Below are 25,421 nucleotides of genomic sequence, written 5' to 3' on the forward strand. Positions count from 1 at the left end.
CATTCGCATCTGTAAATTTACCAAAAGTAATGATTTTTGAATTTTCTCCTGTAATACAGGCTGGTATCGCTGCTAGCAAATATGTGCAAGTCTTTACATCGGCAGGGGTGCCGATAGGCATGGCTAGAGATGCAACGACTGGGCAATTCGTTGCTCATGCTGTCGGTGCTGTAGTTAACAACAGTCCTTTGTCACCGCTGATAGCACCGTTTCAGTTCGCTATGAGCGGGGTACGGATGTATCAAAGACACAGAGGATTTCAAGCTGTCCAGACTAGCTTGGGAGTTCTGCAAGCGACTACAGCCGTTATTGGTGTTGGTGTAGCGGCTGGAGTTGTGCTATCAGCGGTAAATCTTCATCAAATTTTGAAACTCAGGGAAGACGTAAAGGCACTGAGACTTGAAGTTAAAGACGGATTTATCGACTTAAAAAAAGCTCTGAAAGGACAAGGAACCGAAATTATACAACGGATTGACCAAGTTGCCGAAGATGTTGAGTTTAGACAACATCGCGCAATTTTAACTCAGGCTTATGGACGCTTCTTAGAAGCGGCTAAGCTGATAGAAATAGCTATGTGCTGCGAAGATAGGAGTATTAGAACCGCTACTCTGGCAAATGCACAGCTAATGTTAGCAGAGGCTGTAGCAGACTATAGTAATCCTCATCTTGTATCAGAAACTTGTGCATCTGGGCAGCTTCGCCGGATGGAATGTGCTTGGGCAATTGAACAAGCGATCGCCTTAACCTATCAGTTACAGAATCAGCCAGCAGCTGTGATTCATCAACTTTCCCACCTTCAAGACAAAATCCGTCAAGATTCCCTAAAGGTTATTGAGCGCTGTAAGTCTGAGGATGAGCTTGATTTTCTCTTCCCTGAAATTACTCGAATTCACGACCACGATCTGGCTGTACTAGAATCCTGGCAAAATCACGTTGATTGGATACAAAGTCTTCCACCTTCAGAACTAAAATTGCTCCAAAGTGTTGATTTTAGCAATTCAGAAGTACCTAATAGCACAGATACAACTGCCTTAGCAGTGCCTCCAGAACAATTAGTGTATGAAAATTTAAAGCAAAAATCTCATCCTCAATCTTTACGCGATCAGCTTCAATTTATGATAAAGCCTGAACTACGTCGAGAGCCAGAATCTTATATTAGTCAGCAAGCAGCGATCGCAGGTTATAAAACTTTAGTCACCTCAAACTTACAGAAAGCTTCAAATTTAGCTGTTGCTAACCTTTACTGGTATTTCAAAGTCAGAGATGAAGCAGAAGACGAGGCAGTAACGGCGTAAAACTTAAAAAATAAAGAAAGGAAGATGCGATCGCATAATTACGGGAGGAGGCGATCGCGTCTATTATTCGATTTGAAGTCGAATACTATTATTCCAACTCGACTGCCCCTAAAGCTTTCAACGTGTCTTTTTGAGCTTCACTTAAACCAGCGACACGACTAATGTTCAAACCCTCATAAGGTCTTTCACTTCTAAACGTTTTTATACACTCTCCTGTCTCGACATCCCAAAGCTTGATCGTTTCATCGTGACCACCACTTGCTAAGTTATGACCTTGAGGACTGAAAATAACAGACCAAACGCGATCGCTATAACTTCATATTTGTGCTGGATCGGCGGCTTGATTGTGAAGTTTTCGTGAAGATGACCCGTCTTATTACTCCCATTACACGCAGATAACCTTCCCCTAATGTCTTGACCATAGGCTTAGGTTGATAACAATCCGTAAATCTACGGGTTGTTATCAACCTAAGCTGAAAAACCCTCAGTAAAAACACTATGTATTGCTGAGCGAGGGGTGCGTCTTGATGAGGAGAAGCAATGGGGAAAGGCAATTGGGAGAGAGCGATTGCGCCTATCATAACTAGCTGCTTAGCAGTTTTGTGTGTATTATCGGACACACGGGCGGCTGCGGCAGTAAGTTTGGTGCGTCCAATAGTAGAGACGCCCGAAGTCTTAGACGAGATTGTAGACCCACCTGGTGATGCGGATGATCCAGCTATTTGGCTGCACCCAACCGATTCATCGTTAAGTTTGGTTCTGGGAACTCTCAAAAATGCGGGACTGGGGGTATACGACTTAGACGGAAAGCTGTTGCAATCTGTACTACCCGGCGATGTGCGATACAATAACGTCGATTTGTTGTATGGGTTCAATCTCGGCGGTCAGTCAGTTGACTTAGCGATCGCATCCGACCGACTCAACGACACCCTCGCCATCTTCAAAATTGACCCGATAACTCGCCTTTTGGAAAACGTCGCCGCACCCGATCTGGGAACCATCTTCACCCCAGTAGGAGAATCATCGAACGGTAGCACCACTGCTTACGGTTTAACTTCATATATCAGCCCATTCTCTAACAAAAACTACGTCTTTGTCTCCCAGAGAGAAACGGGTAATGTTGCTCAGCTAGAACTATTTGACAATGGCTCAGGTAAAGTGAGTGCTAAGAGCGTGCGATCGCTTACTCTTCCCATTCCCGAAGGGGGAGAATTAGAAGATGCCCAAGTAGAAGGTATGGTAGCAGATAATGGGTTGGGCTATCTCTACGTAGGTCAAGAAAATCGGGGCATTTGGAAGTTTTTAGCCGAACCATCCAGCAGCAGCAATGGCGTTTTAATCGATGCAGTTAAGCCAGAAGGTAGCAATTTAGAGGCGGATGTTGAGGGTTTAACTATATATTATGGCGGCGATGGTGAAGGCTATCTACTGGCTTCTAGCCAAGGCGATAATACCTTTGCTGTTTACAACCGTGCAGCCGATAACGATTATCTGGGTAGTTTTGGTGTAGGGGCTTTTGGGGATATTGATGCAGTGCAAGAATCTGATGGTGCTGCTGTAATTAATGTACCTTTAGGGTCAAAGTTCCCCTTTGGTTTGTTCGTCACTCAAGATGGTTCTAATGATCCAGAAGTCTTGTTCTTTGATGAGGAAGACCAAGAATTTGAGAATGTCAGCAGTAACTTTAAGTTTGTGGGTTGGGAAAACATAGCAAATGCTTTCCCTAATCCTTTACTCATTGATACTACTAGCTTTAATCCGCGTCAAAACAGCTCGAAATCGGTTCCTGAACCAAGGAATAACGGTTTAACGCTGTTGGCAATTTTTGGTATGGGATGTTTGTTGCAGCGAAGAAAAAAGAGAACAAATTTGAGTTAGTAGGCTGGGTTGAGGAACCTCACCCCAACCTACAAATTATTAGCAATTACCAATTTTGAGGGGTGTTTATGGATCGTTTTGATTTTGAGCGCTTGCTATCAACCCGAAAGGGACGGCGCGGGTTTATGATTGGCGCGGGTGGTCTGACTGGACTCGCGATCGCTACTCAATTTTCTAGCCGAGTAGTTGCCCAGCCGAGATTTTCCGGTTATCCTTTCAGCCTTGGTGTAGCTTCCGGCGATCCGCTTCCAGACAGCGTTGTGCTGTGGACGCGGTTAGCTCCCGATCCGTTAAATGGAGGGGGGATGCCATCTGTGAATGTCCCGGTGCAGTGGCAAATTGCCACCGACGAGAACATGAGTAAGGTGGTGTTGCGGGGAACTGCGATCGCTACTCCAGAACTCGGTCACTCAATTCGGGTGGTTATCGGTGGACTCCAACCTGCCCAATGGTACTGGTATCAGTTCAAAGCGGGTTCGGAAGTTAGTCAGATAGGACGGACTCGCACGGCTCCGGCTCTCGGTTCTCGCGTTGATCGATTCCGCTTTGCCTTCGCCTCGTGTCAGCTTTGGGAAGCTGGCTATTTCGCAGCCTATAAACACATGGCTGAAGAGGATCTCGACCTGGTTGTGCATCTGGGTGATTACATCTACGAGGGAGCAGGGAATCCCCAGGCAATCCGTTCTCACAATGGGCCGGAGCCGGTGACATTAGAAGAGTACCGCAACCGCCATGCCCTTTACAAAACCGATCCAAATTTACAAGCCGCTCACGCTGCCTTTCCGTGGACTTTTACTTGGGACGATCACGAAGTAGATAACAACTGGGCAGACGAGATTCCGCAAGACCCTGAAAAACAGTCACGGGAAGCATTTCTGGCTCGACGCGCTAACGCTTTCAAGGCGTACTACGAACATATGCCCCTGCGCCAATCTTCCATGCCTAAGGGGATTGATATGCAGCTGTACCGCCGTCTGAGCTTTGGGGATTTAGTCGAGTTCAACGTACTGGATACCCGTCAGTATCGCAGCGATCAGCCTTGTGGCGACGGCATCAAGCCGCGCTGTGCGGAAGCTTTCGACCCAAACGCCACAATGACAGGTCAAAAGCAGGAGCAGTGGCTATTCCAGGGTTTGGATCGCTCGCGATCGCGCTGGAATGTTATTGCCCAGCAGGTCGTCTTTGCCCAGCATGACTGGACAGCAGGTGAGGAGGATGTTTTCAACGTCGATGCTTGGGATGGCTATGTGGCTCCCCGCAACCGGGTACTCAACTTCCTGCAACAACGCAAACCATCCAATCCCGTCGTCCTCACGGGTGACACTCACTCAAGCTGGGTTAACGACTTGAAAGCGGATTTCAATAATCCCAACTCTGCCACCGTGGGTACTGAATTCGTGGGTACTTCCATCACCTCTGGCTTCGGTGCTAGCGATCGCATTGAGGCGGCTCTGCCAGAAAGTCCGTGGGTCAAGTATTTCAACGGTCGGCAGCGTGGTTACGTTCGCTGCGACCTCAACCGCGAACGTTGGCGGACTGATTTCCGACTGCTGCCGGAGTCTGCGCCCGGTAGAACGACCGTCCCTGACCCCAATACACCCATTACCACAGCAGCTTCCTTTGAGTTACCGGATCGAGGAGTTGTAAAGCGCGTCTAGGTTTCACACTTCAGCGGTTGGGCATTGATATGGCATGAATCATTGTGCTTGTCAATAGTAGCGCGATTAATTTTGTCTGTACGTTGGTTGCTACTTAAGCACTGTGGATGGCTTTATGCAATTTTGATGCTCAACAGCCTGCGTTTTTGTCAGTTTTTTAGCAAAAAAGTAGCAAAGGTATTCTATGGATGACTTTGATTTCGAGCGTTTGTTATCAACTCGGTTGAGACGGCGGGGCTTGTTGGTTGGTGGTGGGGCATTGACTGGATTAGCGATCGCTACTCAATTTTCTAGTCGAGTAGTTGCTCAGCCGAGGTTTTCCGGCTATCCGTTTACTCTTGGCGTAGCTTCCGGCGATCCGCTTCCCGATAGTGTTGTGCTGTGGACGCGGTTAGCTCCCGATCCGTTAAATGGAGGCGGGATGCCATCGGTGAATGTCCCGGTACAGTGGCAAATTGCCACCGACGAGAACATGAGTAAGGTGGTGTTGCGGGGAACTGCGATCGCTACCCCCGAACTCGGTCACTCGATTCGCGTCGTCGTTGGTGGATTGCAGCCGGATCGTTGGTATTGGTATCAGTTTAAAGCAGGTAACGAAGTTAGCCGCATTGGAAGGACTCGCACCGCACCCGCCTTCGGGACTCCCATCAACCAGCTAAACTTTGCCTTTGCCTCCTGTCAAGATTGGCAAAATGGCTACTTCACAGCCTACAAACATATGGCTGAGGAAAACCTGAACTTTGTTGTTCACTTGGGGGATTACATCTACGAATACGGGCCGCTACCCATTGGGCCACGTCAACATAATAGTCCGGAAATCGTCAGCCTTAGCGACTACCGCAACCGCCACGCACTGTATAAAACAGATCCAAACCTACAGGCGGCTCATGCGGCGTTTCCGTGGATTGTAACTTGGGACGACCACGAAGTTGAAAACGACTACGCTGACTTGATACCCGAAGACGGTCAAAGTCCGCAGGCGTTTGTAAATCGTAGAGCCAACGCCTACAAAGCTTACTACGAGCATATGCCGCTACGTGCTGCTGCCCTACCAAAAGGTGCGGATATGCGGCTTTATCGGCGTTTGACCTTTGGGGATTTAGCCGAGTTCAATGTGCTGGATACCCGTCAGTACCGCAGCGATCAGCCGTGCGGCGACGGATTTAAACCCCGTTGCGCTGAAGCTTTCGCTGCTGATGCCACCATGACGGGTCGAGAGCAAGAGCAGTGGCTACTCCAAGGATTGTCCAAGTCGCAGACTCGCTGGAATGTCATCGCACAGCAGGTGATGATGGCGGAATATGACTTTGTTGCCGGAACGCCTGAAATTTTCAACTTGGATGCTTGGGATGGCTACGTAGCTTCTCGCAACCGTATCCTTGGCTTTATCAAAGACCGCAAGCCGAATAATCCAGTCGTGCTGACCGGGGATATTCATTCGAGTTGGGTACACGACTTGAAGCCTGACTTCCAAAACCCAGCCTCGCCGACAGTCGCTACTGAGTTTGTGGGAACGTCCATCACCTCTGATTTCCCAACCGCAGCCATTGCCACAGTTCAAGCAGCATTGCCTGAAAACCCCCATACTAAGTTCTTCGATGGGCAATACCGGGGCTATGTCCGTTGCAATCTCACCCGCAATGCTTGGCAGTCCGATTTCCGTGTTGTCTCAACCATTCTCGACCCGAATGCTTCTATTAGCACCCTAGCTTCGTTTGTCGTTGAAAACGGGCGACCGGGCGCAATGCGTGTTTAGTTCGGTTTGGCGCGTATTGCAAATACCAACATTTCACCAAATTTTTCTGACGTGAGGAAATACACAATGCTCAAAAACAAAAGCACTCTCAACTCGCATTTCTACACTGGACTCTCTGCCATTGGAATTGTCTCTTCTGTAGCATTTGCCTCTCCTACACTAGCGGCAGCTATCAGCTTCGATAACTTCTCGGAAGGCTTTTCGGGAACAACGATTACGAATGAGAAAATTACCTTCTTTGATTTAGATACAGGTCTTTCTCCGGAGGCAACTGCTTTTTATATAGAAGGTACTACGAAAGATTATCTAGGGGAATTCTTCTCAGATTCCAATTACCTCACCTTTGGCGGCTATGCTGAAGGAGCCGAAGCGAGCTTTGGACGGTTTGGTTCAACTCGGATTACTACGGGCAAAGTAGAATCATCTGCAAGTCTAGATGTCTTCAGTCAGTTATTTTCTCCTTCAAATAACCTTCTGACTCTAGAGGCGTTTTTAGATGGGAACCTAGTACAAAGTAACTCGGTAGCATTAGCCGATTTCGGAGTTATTGAAACTAGCTCCTTGCTGCATTCTACGCTCTCAATTTCTGGGGTGAAGTTTGATGAACTTCGACTGGTTGCGTCTGGAAGCGATGATGATGGTGCCGCCTTTATCGGCATTGATAATGTCCGCGTTGGGGTTCCTGAACCGACTTCTGCTTTAAGTGTTTTAGCCTTTGGTATTTTAGGCGTTGGTTCAGTGTTGAAGCGCAAATCCAAATTGGCTAAGTAACTTTACAATTGATTGCGATCGCGCTTTGATAATCCGCACCCTTGCATCTTGGGTGCGTGATTGTCATTGGTTGCTCAGCATTTACTCAAATACTACTGTTTTATTGCCGTAGACTAATACGCGGTTTTGTAGATGCGATCGCACTGCTCTTGCTAATACGACTCGTTCTAAATCTTTACCTTTGCGAATCAAATCGTCTACCTCATCTCGGTGACTGACTCGCACCACATCTTGCTCAATAATTGGCCCTGCATCTAAGTCGGCGGTGACATAATGTGCTGTAGCACCGATAATTTTTACGCCGCGTTCGTAAGCTTTGTGGTAGGGATTTGCGCCGACGAAAGCGGGTAAAAATGAGTGATGAATATTGATGATTTGCGGAAATTTGGCGATAAATTCCAGGCTGACAATTTGCATATATTTTGCCAGTAAAACCAAATTAATGTTGTACTGTTTTAATAAGTTTAATTGTTTAGCTTCTTGATCAGATTTAGTTTCTTTGGTAATCGGAATGTGATGATAGTCGATGCCAAATTGAGCGGCTACATCTTTTAAATCGGGATGGTTGCTGATAATTAACGGAATTTCGGCGGAGAATTCTTTGGCGCGATGTCGCCAAATTAGGTCAAATAGACAATGATCTTGACGGCTTACCCAGATGGCAATGCGAGGTACAGTGTCAGAAAAGTGCAGCTGCCATTTAGCTTGTAGAGGTTGTGCGATCGCATTGAATGCTGGAGCAATATACTCTCGCGGCAAATTAAAGTCTTCTAATTGCCATTCAATGCGGGTGAGAAATAAACCAGCAGCAAAATCAGTGTGTTGATCGGCATGAATAATATTACCGCCGTTAGCGTAGATGAAATTAGCTATTTTTGCCACCAGCCCCCGTTGATCGGGACAGGAAACTAGCAGCGTTGCGGTGGGCTTGTTCATGGTGAAGGCGAAGGGGAGGGGCTGGGCTTATTTGGATTTGATGGTGATGGCGCTGCTTTTTTAGAAGTATCGGGTTTCTGATTTACTGGCGAAGGTGATGGACTGGCTTTTTCTGAAGTAGATGGGGCTGCTTTTTTAGAAGTATCAGTTTTCTTAGTTTCTGGTGAAGGAGAGGGGCTGGGCTTAATTGAATTTGATGGCGCTGCTTTTTTAGAAGTATCACTTTTCTGATTTTCTGGCGAAGCAGAGGGACTGGGCTTAATTGAATTTGATGGTGATGTTTTTGGTGAAGGGGAAGGACTGGGTGACGGTGTTTTGTCAGAAGTGTTGTTTTTCTGATTTTCTGGGGAAACTGAGGGGCTGGGTAAAGGTGTTTCTTTTTTCGTCTCGTCCTTTGCTGTCCATTCTGACAAAGGACGATTTACACCATACTGAAATTCTAGCGGCACCAACAGCACATTTAGCTGACCAGAAGGCGATTTAAGAGGGTCAACTTGAGCATACAAGAAACTGTTGTTAAAGTCAGGTTTCCCCAGAATCAGCTGATGAGTTTGCTGATTGTTCAATTTTACTTCGACGGTAGCTAAAGGCTTGTCTAATCCATATTCTGGAAGCTGGGTAGCGGGGACGCTGAGAATGCGATCGCTTTTACTATCCACTAGCAAATTTAGCAAATACGACACATACGGATCGCTGGCTGGGTTGTCATTGGGCGCTTTCATCTGCCACTCAGAAAGACTTGACTTTTTGCCAGCAGTCTGGCTCATTCGCTCAAATTGTAAAGTCTGTTCCTGAGTTTTAATTGTTAAAGCTTGAACTTGGTCTTTAGTAAAAGAAAAGATTGGCTTTTGTTTCACCAGTGCTGCTTGTCGTTGCGGTTCGCCTTTAATTTCATAAAAATAAACGAAACCGCCTAAACCAAGCGCCAATACCATCAAAATTAGTGTTGTTCGTTGTAACTTCATAATCGATTTATTAGTTGACTTTAGATTTCAGATTATTACCTCACCCCAACCCCCTCGTAAATAAAATTTCTTCCTTTTCTACCCCTTACTGGCGGGAGGTAGAAAAGAGGAGAGAAATATTTTTTTTGTTTGAAGGTAACTTGGACATCAATCCAAAATCCAAAATTTCTAGCGTCTTAACCACCAAACAAATCCCGCTGTAGCAAAGCCAATTAAAGGCATAATCAACACAGCCATCCAACCTACTAAATTTGCTTTTTGCTGTGACAAGTTGAGGCGGCGGTCTTTTATTTCTTTGGGACGAATAGATAGGGTTTGTTCATCCTGTTTACTTAACCAACTGATAGAGTTGAGAAAGACATCTCCATTGAGTTGTTGTTCAAACAAACCATCGGTAGCAAAGTCAGAGTTTCCTACTACAACGAGGCGAGATTCAACTGGCTTTTGGGAAGTATTTTCTGGGTTTGTTGGTGAAGCCGTGGGTGAAGCTGTTGGGCTTGGTGAAGCCGTGGGTGAAGCTGTTGGACTTGGGGAAGGAGATGGTGAACCTGTCGGGCTTGGTGAAGCTGTTGGGCTTGGTGAAGCTGTTGGGCTTGGGGAAGGAGATGGTGAACCTGTCGGACTTGGGGAAGCTGTTGGACTTGGTGAAGCCGTGGGACTTGGCGAAGTCGTGGGCGAAGCTGTCGTTGGGGAACCTGTAGGGCTTGGAGATGGTACAGAGGCGCTTTGGGGGGCATATCCGCGACTCAGGGCGACACCGAGAGTTAAAGGCCCTTGGCGATCGCTTTGAGGATTGAACTCTAGCTGGTCGTTTTCGGGATCGCTTTCCGCCCAACTTTCGTTATTAGTAATCAGCAAAGGTGTTTCCTGAATACCCATAATTGATGTAGTTTGAACTGGTCGCGCCAAGGGGTAAAAAGAACGACCTTCACCGAAATCTTTAGTGATGGGATGCTGACCGTAGCGTGTCACCATAATAATCGCAGGGCCTAGTCCAAGTTGCCGTCCAGAAAGGTCAACAGCAAGGCGATTATCTAGTTTCACCCCCCACTCTTTCAGCAGACTGTCCAAACCGGGATTAACATTGGGGTCTACCATTACTAACAAGCTACCGCCGCGTTTCAGATAATCGTTTAACGCTTTGACTTCCCCTGCAAACAGTGCCTTTTTCGGGCCTGCGATCGCAACTACAGTAGCATCTTCAGGAATTGTCGGCGTTTTAGCTAAATTAAGTGGTTCGGCGGTGTAATTTTTCTCTCCCAAATTGCTTATCGCTTGTGAAAGTCCGCCCTGTACCGCAGTTAGAGGTCTTTCACCGTGACCTTGGAGGAAGTATACTTTACCAACGCGATCGCCTGTAATTTGCGCGATCGCATTCGTTACCTGCGTTTCTGAAAGGTTCTCTCTCTGTTCTTGGTTCAGCGTCTGAATTAACTTTCGCCGCGTCCCAGATTCTATATAAACTTCTCCTGGTAATTGGACATTAAACTTTTGGGCTAAGTTCGGTCGCAGTTGCGGGTCAACAAACTCAAAATTAAATTGCGAACCATACTGTCGATAATTTTCTAGTAATTGTCGGGCTTCAGGATTTGGGTTACTTTCAAAAACCCAAATCTTGACTGGTTGCTGCAAATTTGCCACCACTCGCTGCGATTGGGGGGCGAGAGTAAATAGCTGATTTTCTGTTAAATCTACGCGCAACGCACGGCGAACGCCCAAGAAATTAATCAGCCCTAAAATCACCAGCATAGACAGCGTTGCTGCTAAAGCATTCGTCCCCGCTTGAGTCGATCGTTTTCCCCAAAAACTGTCTGGCGCAGTGCTTACAAATAGCAACCACAACCCAAGTATTATTATTCCAGCAATAATCAATCCTACTGGTACCGCCCCCCAACTGTTGGAGACAAACCCAGCGACTAGACCCGCCATTGTCAGAAATGGGCCAAGCAAAAAGAGATATTTTATATATTTCCAATTGATGTTCTTCATTTTTGCTAATTGCTAATTGCTAATTGCTAATGGGGGTTTAAGCTTCTGAGTTACGAGTTTTAAATAAATTAATAACTCTTCAATTCTTACTCTTAGCTTCTCCCCATTCCCCATTTCCCAAATTAAGAACGCTGGAATCGTAAAGCATCGATGGATTGGGCGGTGAGAAACAACCCTAAAATAATGTAACTGGCAAACAAGATTAGACTGCTGGTATCTACTACGCCTTGGACTAAGTTGTTGTAGTGCTTCAGCAAAGATAAATGTCCCAAAGCGTCTCCGAATGAACCACCGATCCATTTGGCGGCAAGATCCATTAGCCAGAGAGCTAAAATTAATCCAAAGGTGAGAAATGCTGCAACAATTGAACTTTCAGTAAGAGAGGAAATAAACATTCCCAAACTCAGAACCGCTGCTGCAAGTAATATTAATCCAGCATGACCGAGTAATGGTACTGCTAGGGGAACGGTGGAACTGGCTGCACTAAATGCGATCGCTTCATACAAAAGCAACGGCAGCACCATCACTGTAAAGAACGTCAGCACTCCTAAAAGTTTACCCACCGCTACAGCCCAATTCGTCAGCGGTGACGTTGCTAATAGTTCCAAAGTCCCGCGCTTGCGTTCTTCAGAATAAAGTCCCATCGAAAGAATTGGCAACACAAACAACACCAACCAACCCATTACATATAAAAAACTTCGCAAAAACTCGTAAGGAACATCTACAGGCGGAACGGGTACGCCAATTTGCTGTCCTTGCAAGTCAGCCAAAGCTACTTGTTGAATGATTTCTACTAAAATCCAGACAAAAAAGAAGCCTGATAAAAGCCAGAAAACACCCGCTACTAAATAAGCTAGTGGCGAAGCAAAATATCCTTGCAACTCCTTGCGGTAAATTGCCACAATGTTACTAAGTACCACGCCCATTAAGTTGTTGTCTCCTCTGCTTCGGTAGCTGACTCTGACGAAGATTCAGACGCATCCGAATCTACAATCGGCAGGATTTTTTCTGCTGTCGTCAGTTCTAAAAATACATCTTCAAGATTAGCCCTAGTGCGGCGCATTTCATACAAAGCCACACCAGCACCAATCAAAACCGCTGCAATATCTCGTCCCGGTTCTGCACCCGGTTCTGATACTACACGGATCTGGCTGCGATTGGGCGGTAAATCTTTATTGGCGATTGATTCTACAAACCGAATTCCCGGCAAAACTTGAATCATTTGTTGTGCAGCTTCCTCATCGCCATCGATTTCCAGTTCGTAGCCAGAACCTCCAGCTAGTTGCGCGACCAAGTTTTCTGGAGTGTTGGTAGCAACAATTTTACCGCGATTGATAATTGCCACCCGGCTACAAGTCATGCTGACTTCTGGCAAGATGTGTGTTGAGAGGATGATGGTGTGGCTACCAGCAAGGCTTTTAATTAAATTGCGGACATCGATAATTTGCCGGGGGTCGAGTCCGACGGTGGGTTCATCTAGAATAATGGCAGGTGGATCGTGGACAATGGCTTGGGCAATGCCTACTCGCTGTCTGTAGCCTTTGGAAAGCTTGCGGATTAGGACTTTGCGCTTTTCGGTGAGGTTGCAGCGCTCCATTGCTGAGTTTACGCGATCGCGTCTTACTTTCCTAGCCACGCCCTTGATCTGCGCCACAAAATGCAAAAATCCCTCCACTGTCATGTCAGGATACAAAGGCGGCGTTTCTGGTAAATAGCCAATTCGTCGCCGCACTGCCATAGAATCTTCATGCACGTCGTACTGGGCAATTTTGGCACTGCCGCTGCTAGCTGGTAGATATCCAGCTAAAATCCTCATGGTTGTGGTTTTTCCTGCGCCATTCGGCCCCAAAAACCCCAAAATTTCTCCAGGTTCCACTTTAAAGGTGACATCCTGAATCGCTGGGGTAGAACCATAGATTTTGCTTAAATGTTCAACTTCAATCATTTTTGTTGGGGATTGGGGATTGGGGGTTGGGGATTGGGGACTGGGGACTGGGGGAGAATAGTTGTTTATTCCAGTTGTTTATTCCCAATTCCCTATTCCCTTTTGTTTGGGATTAGGGACTGGGGATTAGGGACTGGGGGAGAATAATTGTTTATTCCCTATTCCCCTTTGTGTGGGATTGGGGAGAATAGTTGCCAATTCCCAATTCCCCATTCCCCATTCCCCATTCCCAATCACTAAACTCTCTACTATATGGTTCAACTAATGCTTTATGTCAACCCAGTTACTGGAAAAGATACTAACGCCGGAAACTTATCTACACCGCACAAAACCCTCACCCGCGCCATAAGACAAGCTGAAGCCGGAACCACAATTCAACTGGCTGCTGGAACTTACAACGCTGCTAGTGGCGAGGTTTTTCCCTTAGTTATCCCTTCTGGGGTGACGGTGGTGGGAAATGAATCCACCAAAGGCAAGGGTGTTCAAATTGATGGTAGCGGGGAATTTATCAGTCCTAGCTTTGGTTCCCAAAATATCGCCCTGCGTCTGGAAACAAATGCCCAATTACGGGGGGTAACGGTGACAAATCGCGCTGCTAAGGGAGTCGGGGTTTGGATAGAATCAACATCGCCAACTCTGGCTAATAATACTTTCACTCTTTGCAGTCGCGATGGCGTGTTTGTGACTGGCACGGCTAAACCGTTAATTTTGGATAATGTGTTTAGTCAAAATTCTGCCAGTGGTGTTTCTGTGTTACGCAATGCTAAGGGGGAAGTGCGGCGAAATGTGGCTCAAAATACTGGTTACGGTATTGTAATTGCAGATAAGGCGGCTCCTCTGCTTACAGATAACAAAGTTTTTGCGAATAGGGTGGGGATTTCTCTGTCTGGTAACGCTAAACCTGTGTTGCGTAATAATTTGATTGAGAAGAATACGCAAGCAGGGTTAATTGCTGCTGAGGAAGCTAAACCACAGTTAGGCAGTCGTCAAGATCCTGCTGGCAATATTATCCGGGATAACGGGGAAGCGGATTTGCAAAATAATACCCGTTTTACTATCGTTTCTGCGGGAAATCTCCTGAATCCGGCGCGGGTACGGGGAGGAATCGATTTTGTGACCACTCAGGCGACTGGTTCTAGTTTTATACTTGGCCCTGCCCAGTTTAGCGATGTTTCTGGTCATTGGGCGGAAGCTTTTATTAAGGCTTTGGTTGCGAAAAATTTGATTAGTGGTTTTCCGGATGGTACGTTCAAGCCGGAAGCGCCAATTACTCGTGCCCAATATGCGGCGATAATTGCGAAGACTTTTAATTTACCGCCACGTCCGGGATCTGGAATATTTACCGATGTTCCTGATAATTTTTGGGCAAAGGATGCTATTCGCAAAGCAGCAGGAATGGGCTTTATTTCGGGCTTCCCTGATAGTACATTTCGACCGGGACAAAATTTAACGCGAGTGCAGGCGATCGCATCTCTAGTTTCTGGCTTGTCACTTACTGGCGGCAATCCTAGCGTATTGGGAGTATATAGCGATCGCGCTCAAATTCCCAGCTATGCCACAGACGCAGTAGCAACTGCCACTACGCGGCGCATAATTGTAAATTATCCCCAAACCAGTCTACTGCAACCGATGCGGGATATAACTAGGGCTGAAGTCGCAGCTTTAATATATCAGGCATTAGTGGCAACCGGGGAAGTTCAGGCAATCTCAAGTCCCTACATCGTCAACCCCGACGCCACCCTTCCCACCTTCAGCGACATTCAAGGACACTGGGGAGAAACTTACATTCGCCCATTAGCTACTCAAAACTTAATCAGTGGCTTTACTAATGGCACCTTCAAACCAGACGACAAACTCAATCGCGCTGGATTTACTGCTTTACTAATTAAAGCCTTTAACCCCACTCCCAAACGTCCACCTATACAATTCAAAGATATCCCCGTTGATTTTTGGGCGCAGGGTGCAATTCAACAAGCCTACAGCAGTGGTTTCATTACTGGATTTCCCGATCAAACTTTCCGTCCCCAGCAGCAAGTGTTGCGAATTCAGTTAATTGTCTCCCTAGTAAGTGGCTTAGGTTTCCCATCGGGGGATGAAAAACTCTTAGAAAGGTACGAAGATCGAAATGAGATACCAGCCTACGCCCGTCCCGCTGTTGCTGCTGCTACCCAAAGAGGCATAATTGTCAATTATCCTTCACCAGCACAACTTAACCCAAACCGCGAAGCCACACGGGCCGAAGCAGCTGCTATGGTTTATCAAGCATTGGTCGCCACTGGACGACTGTCTGTATAGTCAGTTGTTTGTTGTTTGTTAAAGTTTAAAGGTGGGAAAGTTGTTAGAACCTGACAACGTTTCAACTTTCCTTCCTTGATAACTCTTCCCTGGCACATAACCAATGACCGCTAACATTGTTTCTGGTCTGCTATTTTAACTTCTGATGACATCTACCCAAGACTCAGCTGCGGTCTACGTCGTAGCTTTGCTTGTTCACTATTGTTTTGAACTGGGGGGTTACAAGCCAGAGGAATTAGTTACCCGGTGGCTGCAAAACTATGCCGCCAGCTGGGTGCGTTTTGCTGTAATTGAGGCGCTTTATCAGGGACGTTACAAAGCGGTTTCTGTAGAACAAATTTTAAGTGCTTGGACTAGGCGTGGGCGGGCATTATATCACTTTAATCATGATTTTGAGAGACTAATTTCGCGCAATTTTCCTAACAATTTACTGGAACCAGTCGATGCTTTATCGTCAATAGCCTCTGATAATGCGGCGATAGAAGAAGCGATTTATAGCGATTCTACCCCGCCAGAGGATGCGATCGCTTTAACCGCATCTGGCGAGGTAAAAATTCCGGTAGGTGTCACCGAAATGCCGCCAGCAGAAACACCTAACCTCGCCGAACCTGCAACTGAAGGTATCACTGCGGGTCTTGCTCGTCGTCCGGACACCCGTATTGTCCGCCAAGCCGATTGGACGCGCTGGAGTGTTGGTAAACGTCCGATTCACCAATTCATTCCCCAGACGGATGATTCTGATTTTTACCAGAAGTTGAAAGCTGTCGCTCACAACGATGAAGATGACGCTTCAAAAAGTGATAAAAATGGCTAATTGTTGATAGCATATGTTTAGTTTCAGATACCCGACTTCTCTAAGAAGTCGGGTATCTCGCCTTCACGAAAAGGGCAATTAGCTATTAGCTACGAACAATTGACTACTGACTAACAGCCGCATCCGTTTCTTCTGGCTTTGGCTGTGTGCCACCCATGCGAATTTCCGAACAAAAAGTAGCCATAGAAAAGCCACCAAATCGCTTTAAAATACTACTTCTTAACCGCAAATTAGGACTAGCAAACCAAATGCGTTCTTCAGAGTACATAGTTTCGTACTCTGTAATTAACGTCATCGCTTCATCGCTGCCGATGATGTAGCGACCAGCAACAGATGCTTTCTCCGCATAGCCCATGTCGCGCAGCAACTTACCTTCATTCGGCTTGTCCGGGTCGGCAATCGGAACGAGAACGGTTGTTCCAGTGTGTTTTTCCTTATCCCATTCCATTGTTCCATCCCAAGTAACACGAGCGCCACCCCAAGCTAAGGCAGGATCAGCTTCATATTGCTGGCAAAGCTTAATCACTTCTGGATCGTCTGCTGTTACCATTTCAATCTTGATATCTGACTTGCCGCTTTCTGCTTGTTTGAAAGCCAAATGGTGGCTGGTACGCTGAGAAAACCATTTGCCAGCACTTTTCTGGAAAAATTCTTGAATATCCATGAATCAAACTCTGAGGTCTAATACTTTTTTAACAGCACTTTGAATATCTTAATTGTTTCAATCCTTAATCGGGATTTTAACTTCCGCTTAGATTTTACACCTGTTTATGGGTAGGTTTATTTACCAGTCGCCAGAGAGAGTGCTGCTGGGTAGCCTCTAGTTTATAAAAAGGTTAAGAGTCTCGGATTTTGGTTAAAAGCGCATCATGTCACGAATTCACGGCACCCCTAAAGATGACTACATCGAAGCGACTGAAGGCGATGATGTTATTTTTGGCTACGCTGGCGATGATACGCTGGTTGGGAAGGAAGGTAATGATATCATCCACGGCGGTCTAGGGAATGATTTAATTCATGGTGGAGAGGGTGAGGATACCCTGTTCGGAGAAGATGGAGATGATTGTTTGCTAGGTGGGGAAAAACGCGATCGCTTATTCGGGGGCGATGGCGATGATACTCTAATTGGGGGTAAAGATAGCGATCGCTTGTTTGGCGGTAGAGGTAATGATATCTACGTTTACTCTCCCGGCGATGGTTTTGACACTATTGAGGATGAATCTGGTACCGACATCCTACGCTTAAAACATATTCTCTCCAATGAGGTAAGCGTGGATTTTGCCATCGGTGGTTGGCTTTGCGTATCCTACCGCGACCAGCCTATTGTGAAGATGCGCGGTGTGGAGTTTATCCATACTGAAGATGGCTGCTTCACTGTCGCGCAATGGCTGAAGAGATGAAGGGATTGGGGATTGGGGATTGGGGATTGGGGATTGGAAGGACTCTTTCTTACCTAGTCCCTAGTCCCCAGCCCCCAGCCCCCAGCCTTTACTTTTCTGCCAAGCGCTTGAGGGAAATAGTGGCAGCAGCAGAAACTTGGGGATGGCTATCTTTTTCTAAGTAATTAAGAGCTGATATACTCTTATCACTTTTCAAGTGTCCCAAGGCTTCTGCTAAACGCTGACGAACCAGCCAATCTTCTGACTGAGCAAAGCGGAGAATTTTATCTACAGATTCTACTGCTTTGATTTCTCCCAAGGCTGCGATCGCTGCTTGTTGCAATACTACTTCTGGGCCATCTAATGCCCGTATTAGCACATCAAAGGCGCGGGGGTCTTTTAAATTGCCTAAACTAACAGCAGCACTGAACCGCACTAACCAATCTGTATCTTCGTAGAAAGCTCTTACCAAAGGTTCAAATCCTCTGATATCGGCTAGATAACCTAACGCACCAGCCGCATCAGCACGGATACCGTAATCTGGATCTGTTTCTAGCAACTTCGCCAAAATTGGAAAGCATTCTTCGGTCGGTTTTACACCTAGTGCAAATACTGCCATTGAACGAATTTGCAGATTTTCGTCATTTAAAACTTTTTTAATTAAAGGCACCGCCTCGTCTGGTGTAACTTGACGCAACGAAGCAAGAGCAATCATGCGATCGCGTGAATTTGGACTTTCTAACTGTTCGCCAATCTCTTGTAAACTGGGATGACTCATAATATTCTAAGCTTTTTAATAAATCTTAACATATTAAAAAATGGTAAGGGGGTAATAAGTAGTTGGGCAATCACCCCATTACCCGCACTTTACTTAAGGCTAAAGCGTCCCAAATGTTCTTCGCCTTGACGTTTTGGGATGGAATTTGTCACTGGTTCTAAGGAAAGAATTTCAAAATCTGTCTCAAAGTAGTTGCGAATTTCTGCGGGTGTTACACCAAAGGGAGGGCCACCCGGACGATTATGGGTGAAAAATAAGCCAATCAATTCTCCTTTAGGCTTCAACAAAGAGCGTACTAATTGCACGTAGGCTGGACGCTGTTCGGGGGAGATGGCGCAGAAGCAAGTATGCTCAACGATGTAGTCGAAATAATTGGGAAACTCCGCTGGTAAGTCAAAAATATCGCGTTGCAAAAATTGGGCTGTGCTACCAGTGGCATTCGCCAAAGATGTTGCGGATGCGATCGCACTCGGTGCCAAATCAACCCCAATTGTTTCAAATCCATAACGAGCAAATAGTAAGGCATCATAACCGCGACCGCAGCCGAGAACAACTGTACGACCAACAGGAAGTTGAGACGAATTTAGGAGACTTTCCAAAGGCGGTGCTGGCTCACCTAAATCCCAAGGAGTTGTTCCTTCTTGGTAGCGATTTTCCCAATCATTAGATTCAGTCACTGATTGCATAATTGGTAGGTAATGGTGAATTTTGAATTAATCCTTCTTGTAACTCCTAACTTTCCCATTTTCAAGGGTAAAGCTAGCAATTTTCCAAGGCTGGATTCTGATAGATTGCCCGGTGGGAAACGCTTCGGCTGCATCAATGGGACGCTCTAATAAATCAACAGGATGCGCGATCGCTAATCCCAAATTGCTTTGAAGTTGCATTTGTGCCTCTTCTCCGTGGCATTCATAGCACCGCAAAAGCCATTGTTGCGGATTATCTTCAGACTCTTTAAACGCCATCAAAATCAAATTTTCAGCTTGTAAGTCTAAAAATTGACCAACAGCAGGTAAAGAAGAATTTTGTTGATTTACTGATGGCAACACCATCGCTTGCAAAGGTATATTTAGCTCATAGCCGCGTCGCACTGTATGGGCTGACTGCCAAGTGCCGCAATGAGGATATAGAGCATAAGTGAATTGATGCTTGCCTTGGTCTGCTTCTGGGTCAGGCCAAATAGAACTGCGTAATAATGTCAGGCGTAATTCTGAAGGTTGAGCATCGTAACCGTATTTACAATCATTTAGCAAACTGACACCGTAGTTATTGTCGCCTAGGTCAGCCCAACGCAAGGCGCTGACTTCCCATTTTGCTTTTTCTTGAGGTGTTTGTGGTTGGGTGGAACGGACAATAGTACCGCAGGGAATTTCGTATGTCGCTGAATCTGTCGTCACGGTAAGCGGGAAAGCAGCTTTTACTAATACGTGACGTTCTTGCCAATCTACAGTAGTGACAATTTTCAGCACTGGCGATTCAGCTTCCAGCAGATAATCTTGGCAAAATTCCGATTCACCCAACTGCCTCACTACGCGCAGACGAGTTTGCACTAATCCTCGTTCTACCCATTGAATAGATTTTAACTCGGTTGGAGGTAAGGGATTTTGGGCATAGTTGGGATTTATGTTCCAAGCATCCCAATATTGTCCGCTATCTTTGAATGCCTGTAGTTGATTTCCGCCGGGTTTATTTATAACTTCCTTATGATTAACTTTGTCGAAAACGCTGCTTAAATCTCCTGTCTCATCGTCCACAATTACCCGCAGCAATTCATTCTCTAAAACCCAATTTTTTAGGTTATTACTATCAGTATCTTGACAGGTGGCATTTTCTCCCGGTATGCTACTGCTAAAATAGCCTTTTTCTTGCTGATTTAGGGAAATATCGTCTTTTTTACATAGCCAAAAAACGCGATAACCCAAGCCTGGTATATTTTTGGCAAGAAACAGTAGAGTTGATGCCTCACCGAGTTGAACAGGCATTTTTTCCCCAACCGATGTACAAATTTGCCAGCTTTGTGCAGAATCTGGTAAGTTGAGGGTAACAACCTGAGATCGTTGCCAGTTAAGGGAATTGAAGACGATAACAGGTAAAGCGTCGGGTTGCGGTGGTGGAGGAAGAGAGATAGAGGAAGCGATCGCATTCAAAGATTTCGCCAATATTTCCTCACCCACCTGTTCTACTTCCTGCCAAGCTTGGTTTGCCTCCACAAAGACTTGAGGAATCGAAGTTCCCGGCAGAATGTCGTGAAATTGGTTGAATAGAACTTTTTTCCAGGCGGATTCTAACTCATCTTTGGGATAAGTCGCATTTGTAGTGATAGTTGCGACACAGGCGAAGAGTTCGGCTTGGTACAACAAACCTTCCGTGCGACGTAGAAAGCGCTTTTGGTCAGCGTGGGTAGTGTAGCAGCCGCGATGGAATTCTAGGTAAAGTTCGTCTTCCCAGGTAGGAATTGGAGACTGCGCCTCTGCCAACTTATCGCTAATTTGCTGTAAATAGTTGAGAGTAGAAGTAAATTCGAGGCGAGGGAAAAAAGGAGACTTTTCCCAACGCTGTTGGACTTCTAACATATCGCGGGTGGGGCCGCCGCCGTGATCGCCAACACCAGGAAGCCAAAGAGCATCTTGCAGATTAGTTTGTTTTTGCCAATCAAAGGCGTAGGATGACATCTTTATCGGGTCGATACCTTCACCGATGGGGGCAGACATCAGACTGAAAATCTCAGACCCATCAGGCGATCGCCACCAAAAAACACCATAGGGAAATTCTGTAGTGTCGTTCCAGCGCAACTTCTGGGTGACGAAATATTCAATGCCGCCAGATAAAAGAAACTGCGGGAGAGTTGCACAAAAGCCAAAAGTATCTGGCAACCAAGCGACCTTACTCACCTGACCAAATTTTTCTTGGACGTAACGCTGACCGTAAAGTAACTGACGAACAATCGACTCCCCACTAATTAAATTAAGCTCAGGTTCCACCCACATTCCGCCGACAACTTCCCAACGTCCAACAGCAACCTGTTGTTGAATAGCAGAAAATAAATCAGGACGATGCTGCTCAATCCAGGCATAAAGCGCCGGCGTAGAATGGCAAAACGTCAGATTAGGAAACTCCTGCTGTAACCCAAGAACAGATTCAAAAGTGCGTTGGGCAGTAACCCAAGTTTCACCAACAGGCCATAGCCAAGCCAAATCCAAATGAGCATGACCAACCAAAGAGATTACTGCTTCTCTTCCCTCGGCGCTCACTGTGCCTTTGCGGTTCATCCCTCCCAAATTTTCACGAAGAGTAGAAAGCGATCGCATAAACTTCTGACCATCTGGTAATGCTTCCCAATCAATTTGAGAAACAGCTGCGGCTAATATTTCAAGTTTTTCTGGTGCATCTTCCAAATAGCGGTGTAATACAGCTAACTCAGAAGCCACAAAACCCGGTTCTAAAGTAGATTCATACACGCAAAGCGAATTTACCAACGCCCCATCATCATGTCCGGGACTTACCAGACGCAAGACAACCGTAATTACCTCACCCGGAGTAACAGAAGGACTAAGTAGAACCCGTGTAGAACAATCAAATAAATCTCCCTCTTGCACCAACTTACCATTAACAAAGATTTGGGCAGAATCCGCCCACCAAGTCAGCACCAGACGTAATGCCAAACCCGTTAAAGGGAAACCAGACAAATCTTGGGGAATTAAGAATTGTTGAGCAAGCCATAAAACTTGCCTTCCCCCACTCCAAGCGATATGTCCTTTAGCATTAGGTTCGACAACTTGCCAATTATTCCACTCAGCGTCCAGTGCTTCCGAAACTGGGATATCTGCGGTACAGTAACGCCAATGGAGTTTAACATTCGTCTGAGTCAGCGCATACAGCTTTTCAATCGCTTCCGAAATCTGGCGGCTGCAAGGCTGAGATATAAAAGGTGTCTTGGAATCGGTCATTTTTAGATAGAATCAGGGCATCTACTATTTTGAGCTTTTTAGCACTTAGCTTTTTAGCATTTAGCAAAATGTCCCCCTCTTCCACTGGTCGCTATCAAAGCCGATTATTTAATTTTCTATCTCAAGCGTCCCTCAAGTTGAAGGATGAAGGCGATCGCGCCTTTCGGAATTTAAAAGTAGCAACGGTTTGGGGAGTGCAAATTATGCTTTATCCTGTATATTTGCTAGTTCAAACTTCCCAATTAGCAGGAAAGCAGTTACAGCAAGCAGCGCCAGAAGGATTTCCCCAATTAGACGCTTCTAATAAGGATAACCAAAAAAACCGTTCTTCCTCCCAAACAACTCCCGCCGCAGACACACCAATTCAGCAAGTGCTACTCGCACTCAGTGGCGGGGAAAGTGAAATTTCAAATCCACCGCTAGCAGCTAGTGGGAAAAATGAATTTCTCAATTTCTTGACAGATACTGTTAATCGCGTGTCTGCGGCGTGGTGGGGATTCAAATTATTTAATAATAACTCTCTTGCTCGTAGTTCGCAGCCGGAAAATTTAACTCTCCAACCTGCTTCTTTAAAAGAGAAGGGGGGAAAATTATTCTTTACTCCCCTTTTAGGGGAAGGGTTAGCTGAATCTTCCGAGTCTTGTGCGCTGACAATTCAACTGAGTGAGGATGTATTACCCTACACCAAGACATCCATCAGCACTTCTACAGAATCATCAGAGGTATCTCCAGCAGGAATTAAAGTGCAGGGAGTGGCGACACTATTAAATACCCGTTCTTTGGTACTCGTCACAGCCGAAAATCAAATTCTGGATATTCTCAGCCATCAGCAACAGCAAAAATTACAACAACGCATCAGTTGGGAATTGGCTGATTACTGGCATCAGTTGCGGTTAGTGCAAGCATCGGCTAGAAGAGCCCGAATGCGATTGCAGCCTCCCGTTGACCAAAAAAATATCTTACCACCAGTGCGGGTCTTTTGGGGATTGATGGCTTGGGTGCAAAGAGGGCCAGTTGCGATCGCGGCTAATGTCTTCCAAGAAATCACTTTCGGCAGCACAGCCGTCCAGTCGCCCAGCCGTCCAGCTACACAGCCGCAAGAAAGTAATATCACCCTTCATCCTACATCTTTCATCTTTCAGCTTGACCGCACAGTTGCTGAAATAGAAGTGCGACAACAAGACTTTTTAGCGAATCTGAAACCCGGTTTGGAATTAGAGAAAATTTATCAATTTCCCCTACAGCGTCTACAAACTTTATTCGACAAGCCAAAACAGCAACCTACGTCTCCCGATGTTACTGATACCCAAAGTCTGAAAATTCAAGCGTTAATTCGGGCAGCAATTGACTACTTTTTTGGCAAGGGAAACGGGAAATTATCTAGTCAAGAAACACCAGTAATTAATTCAGGTTCCAACAGAGAAATCAATCAGTTAAAAGGTCGCAATTGGACTTCGTTGTTTTTACGTCAACCCAGTAGGGAACTTACAGCAGCAGATGTTGCCGATCCGTGGTTAACGATGGACGATTTATTCGGCAAAACTGCACCTACAAAAGAGAAAATAAACAACGCTCAACAGACTTCTCAACTATCGGGAACAAAGACAAGAATCGCTCTCCCTGTAGCCGAAAGTACAGAGGTTTCTGTTAAAGATTCTATCTGGAATGTTGTTAAACGTAACCTATTCCGACAAAATGATTTACCGCAGTTGGAACCTGCAACAACTGGGGAAATAATTCATCGAAAGGCTTCTAATGTAACTACTCAGAAAAAAGAGGTTGTACGCAAATCTAAAACCTCAGTTGCCAGGACTCGGCAACTGCCAGTAACATCTGTGTTAGACGCAACACACGCTGGGGTTAATAGCGCTAATGCAAACGCGATCGCACCCGTCACAGGAAACCGCTTCGCTACCCATACCCCAGATTGGATAGAAGCAGATGCACAACCTGCTGGATATGTCAAGCACCCCTTAGAATATTTACTGGAATGGCTAGATGCGGCGATGCTTTGGCTGGAAAATCTGGTGGTGAAAATTTGGCAATGGGCGAACAGAAAGATAAAAGGAAGAAGGTAACTCTCAACTACCCATTTTCCAGATTCTTTTCTCGGTGGTTCTCTATCATATGTTCGCGGGCAACTGCCATATTATTTTGGATCGTCGCCGATTTTTCGGGAAAAGCTTCGCGCGTGTAAACTTGTAATGCGTCTTTGTAGGCAGCGATCGCTATTGTTAAATTTTCGGCTTTGTCGCCCTGAATCCGGTCGCGGTAGGCATTGCCGAGATTATTTTGCACCATCGCCCAATCTTCCGGAAAGGCATCGCGGGTATAAACTTCCAACGCCGCTTTGTAAGCAGCGATCGCTTTTTCTAAATTAAGAGTGCCATCACCCTCATTCCTATTGCGGTAGGCATTACCGAGATTGTTTTGAGTCGTCGCCCACTCTAGGGGATGATCGCGAGTAAAAATTTTAACAACTATCTCGTAACCTGCGATCGCAATTTCCAAGTTGCTTTCTCTGTCCCCCAAGGGGAACTGCGCCATCAGGTTACTTAAAGTACCTAGGGTGGCGGCAAACAATGGTGCTTCTTTTGACTTTACCTGCGGCAAAGTTGCCATTGCCCACTGCTGCAAGATTTGGGCAAATTTCCGATCCAATTTTTCCAGATTGCCCTGTAGCAGGGGATACACTACATACGGGTCGCCATTGCTATCTGAAGTTGCCTGCAAAAGTTGGGTTAAAAAACTCAGATACGCTTGAGAAGCTACTGGTGAAAAGTTGACCATTTCAGCGACTAACGGGGCTGCAACATTTTGTAACCACTCGGCGGCTTCTGTATCGCCCCGTTCTAAAAGCATTGAGGCTACTCCTGCCATCGTCTTGATTAACCCAGCATCGATTAGCCCTGAATTAATCTGCAAAATCTCTCTTTCTTTGCCGCGATCGCAATTGAGTAGCGCTTGAATAATCTTGAGATAAGTTTCGAGACGCTGTTCGTTCATGAACAATAA

19 protein-coding genes and 1 pseudogene are annotated in these 25,421 nt (G+C 46.0%); 9 read left to right on the forward strand and 11 right to left on the reverse strand.

Annotated features, from left to right (window positions below; all coding sequences use genetic code 11):
• The first annotated feature begins 29 nt into the window (after positions 1-29).
• Positions 30-1,295 carry a hypothetical protein gene (locus tag H6F63_RS21600; protein ID WP_190639501.1) on the forward strand — a complete coding sequence of 422 codons (1,266 nt, stop codon included), beginning with the start codon at positions 30-32 and terminating at the stop codon, positions 1,293-1,295.
• An 88-nt stretch (positions 1,296-1,383) separates the two neighbouring features.
• Here the strand turns inward: H6F63_RS21600 and H6F63_RS21605 are convergent.
• Positions 1,384-1,590: pseudogene (locus H6F63_RS21605) on the reverse strand (hypothetical protein); the annotation flags it as partial.
• 245 nt (positions 1,591-1,835) lie between these two features.
• Between H6F63_RS21605 and H6F63_RS21610 the strand changes: the two are divergent.
• The 4 genes from H6F63_RS21610 to H6F63_RS21625 all read left to right on the forward strand — a co-directional run bounded on the left by H6F63_RS21610 (position 1,836) and on the right by H6F63_RS21625 (position 7,358).
• A complete protein-coding gene (locus tag H6F63_RS21610) occupies positions 1,836-3,173 on the forward strand; it encodes a phytase (RefSeq protein WP_190639502.1) in 1,338 nt (445 codons plus the stop codon).
• Positions 3,174-3,241: 68 nt separating this feature from the next.
• A complete protein-coding gene (locus tag H6F63_RS21615) occupies positions 3,242-4,831 on the forward strand; it encodes an alkaline phosphatase (RefSeq protein WP_190639503.1) in 1,590 nt (529 codons plus the stop codon).
• Between the two features lie 184 nt (positions 4,832-5,015).
• Positions 5,016-6,587 (forward strand): alkaline phosphatase, encoded by a 1,572-nt coding sequence (locus tag H6F63_RS21620; protein ID WP_190639504.1) that lies wholly within the window; start codon positions 5,016-5,018, stop codon positions 6,585-6,587.
• Between the two features lie 66 nt (positions 6,588-6,653).
• On the forward strand, positions 6,654-7,358 hold the full coding sequence (locus H6F63_RS21625) for a hypothetical protein (RefSeq protein WP_190639505.1): 705 nt from the start codon (positions 6,654-6,656) through the stop codon (positions 7,356-7,358).
• 81 nt (positions 7,359-7,439) lie between these two features.
• Here H6F63_RS21625 and purU read toward each other — a convergent pair whose 3' ends face one another.
• The 5 genes from purU to H6F63_RS21650 form a co-directional block, all read right to left on the reverse strand.
• The gene (purU, locus tag H6F63_RS21630; RefSeq protein WP_190639506.1) at positions 7,440-8,294 is read right to left on the reverse strand and encodes a formyltetrahydrofolate deformylase; all 855 of its coding nucleotides are present in this window, start codon (positions 8,292-8,294) and stop codon (positions 7,440-7,442) included.
• Complete coding sequence (locus H6F63_RS21635) at positions 8,291-9,259, reverse strand: DUF4340 domain-containing protein (protein ID WP_190639507.1); 969 nt, start codon at positions 9,257-9,259, stop codon at positions 8,291-8,293. Before H6F63_RS21635 ends, purU begins: the two co-directional genes overlap by 4 nt.
• Positions 9,260-9,427: 168 nt before the next feature.
• Entirely contained in the window at positions 9,428-11,248 is a 1,821-nt protein-coding gene (locus H6F63_RS21640) for a Gldg family protein (RefSeq protein WP_190639508.1), read from the reverse strand.
• A gap of 122 nt (positions 11,249-11,370) precedes the next feature.
• Positions 11,371-12,174 carry an ABC transporter permease gene (locus H6F63_RS21645; protein WP_190639509.1) on the reverse strand — a complete coding sequence of 268 codons (804 nt, stop codon included), beginning with the start codon at positions 12,172-12,174 and terminating at the stop codon, positions 11,371-11,373.
• Positions 12,174-13,193, reverse strand: a complete 1,020-nt coding sequence (locus H6F63_RS21650) for an ABC transporter ATP-binding protein (RefSeq protein WP_190639510.1) — start codon at positions 13,191-13,193, stop codon at positions 12,174-12,176. The genes H6F63_RS21645 and H6F63_RS21650 overlap by 1 nt, the downstream gene beginning before the upstream one ends.
• A gap of 252 nt (positions 13,194-13,445) precedes the next feature.
• Here H6F63_RS21650 and H6F63_RS21655 point away from each other — a divergent pair, with 252 nt between their 5' ends.
• Both H6F63_RS21655 and H6F63_RS21660 read left to right on the forward strand, forming a co-directional pair.
• Positions 13,446-15,488 carry an S-layer homology domain-containing protein gene (locus H6F63_RS21655; RefSeq protein WP_190639511.1) on the forward strand — a complete coding sequence of 681 codons (2,043 nt, stop codon included), beginning with the start codon at positions 13,446-13,448 and terminating at the stop codon, positions 15,486-15,488.
• Between the two features lie 145 nt (positions 15,489-15,633).
• Positions 15,634-16,302, forward strand: coding sequence for a hypothetical protein (locus H6F63_RS21660; RefSeq protein WP_190639512.1), 669 nt, complete (start codon positions 15,634-15,636; stop codon positions 16,300-16,302).
• Between the two features lie 103 nt (positions 16,303-16,405).
• Here the strand turns inward: H6F63_RS21660 and H6F63_RS21665 are convergent, their stop codons facing one another.
• On the reverse strand, positions 16,406-16,966 hold the full coding sequence (locus H6F63_RS21665; protein WP_190639513.1) for a phycobiliprotein lyase: 561 nt from the start codon (positions 16,964-16,966) through the stop codon (positions 16,406-16,408).
• Between the two features lie 205 nt (positions 16,967-17,171).
• Here H6F63_RS21665 and H6F63_RS21670 point away from each other — a divergent pair, with 205 nt between their 5' ends.
• Entirely contained in the window at positions 17,172-17,702 is a 531-nt protein-coding gene (locus H6F63_RS21670; RefSeq protein ID WP_190639514.1) for a calcium-binding protein, read from the forward strand.
• Between the two features lie 88 nt (positions 17,703-17,790).
• Here H6F63_RS21670 and H6F63_RS21675 read toward each other — a convergent pair whose 3' ends face one another.
• From H6F63_RS21675 to H6F63_RS21685, 3 genes are all read right to left on the reverse strand, one after another.
• Entirely contained in the window at positions 17,791-18,459 is a 669-nt protein-coding gene (locus H6F63_RS21675; RefSeq protein ID WP_190639515.1) for a HEAT repeat domain-containing protein, read from the reverse strand.
• 89 nt (positions 18,460-18,548) lie between these two features.
• On the reverse strand, positions 18,549-19,145 hold the full coding sequence (locus tag H6F63_RS21680) for a methyltransferase domain-containing protein (RefSeq protein WP_190639516.1): 597 nt from the start codon (positions 19,143-19,145) through the stop codon (positions 18,549-18,551).
• 27 nt (positions 19,146-19,172) lie between these two features.
• A complete protein-coding gene (locus H6F63_RS21685; protein ID WP_190639517.1) occupies positions 19,173-22,406 on the reverse strand; it encodes an alpha-mannosidase in 3,234 nt (1,077 codons plus the stop codon).
• Between the two features lie 68 nt (positions 22,407-22,474).
• On the opposite strand from H6F63_RS21685, the gene H6F63_RS21690 reads away from it, so the two are divergent.
• On the forward strand, positions 22,475-24,484 hold the full coding sequence (locus H6F63_RS21690; RefSeq protein ID WP_190639518.1) for a hypothetical protein: 2,010 nt from the start codon (positions 22,475-22,477) through the stop codon (positions 24,482-24,484).
• A 7-nt stretch (positions 24,485-24,491) separates the two neighbouring features.
• On the opposite strand, the gene H6F63_RS30180 is transcribed toward H6F63_RS21690, so the two are convergent.
• Complete coding sequence (locus tag H6F63_RS30180) at positions 24,492-25,412, reverse strand: tetratricopeptide repeat protein (protein ID WP_190639519.1); 921 nt, start codon at positions 25,410-25,412, stop codon at positions 24,492-24,494.
• Positions 25,413-25,421 lie beyond the last annotated feature (9 nt).

The sequence above is a fragment of the Trichocoleus sp. FACHB-40 genome, assembly GCF_014695915.1.
Taxonomy (GTDB): Bacteria; Cyanobacteriota; Cyanobacteriia; order Cyanobacteriales; family FACHB-T130; genus Funiculus; species Funiculus sociatus.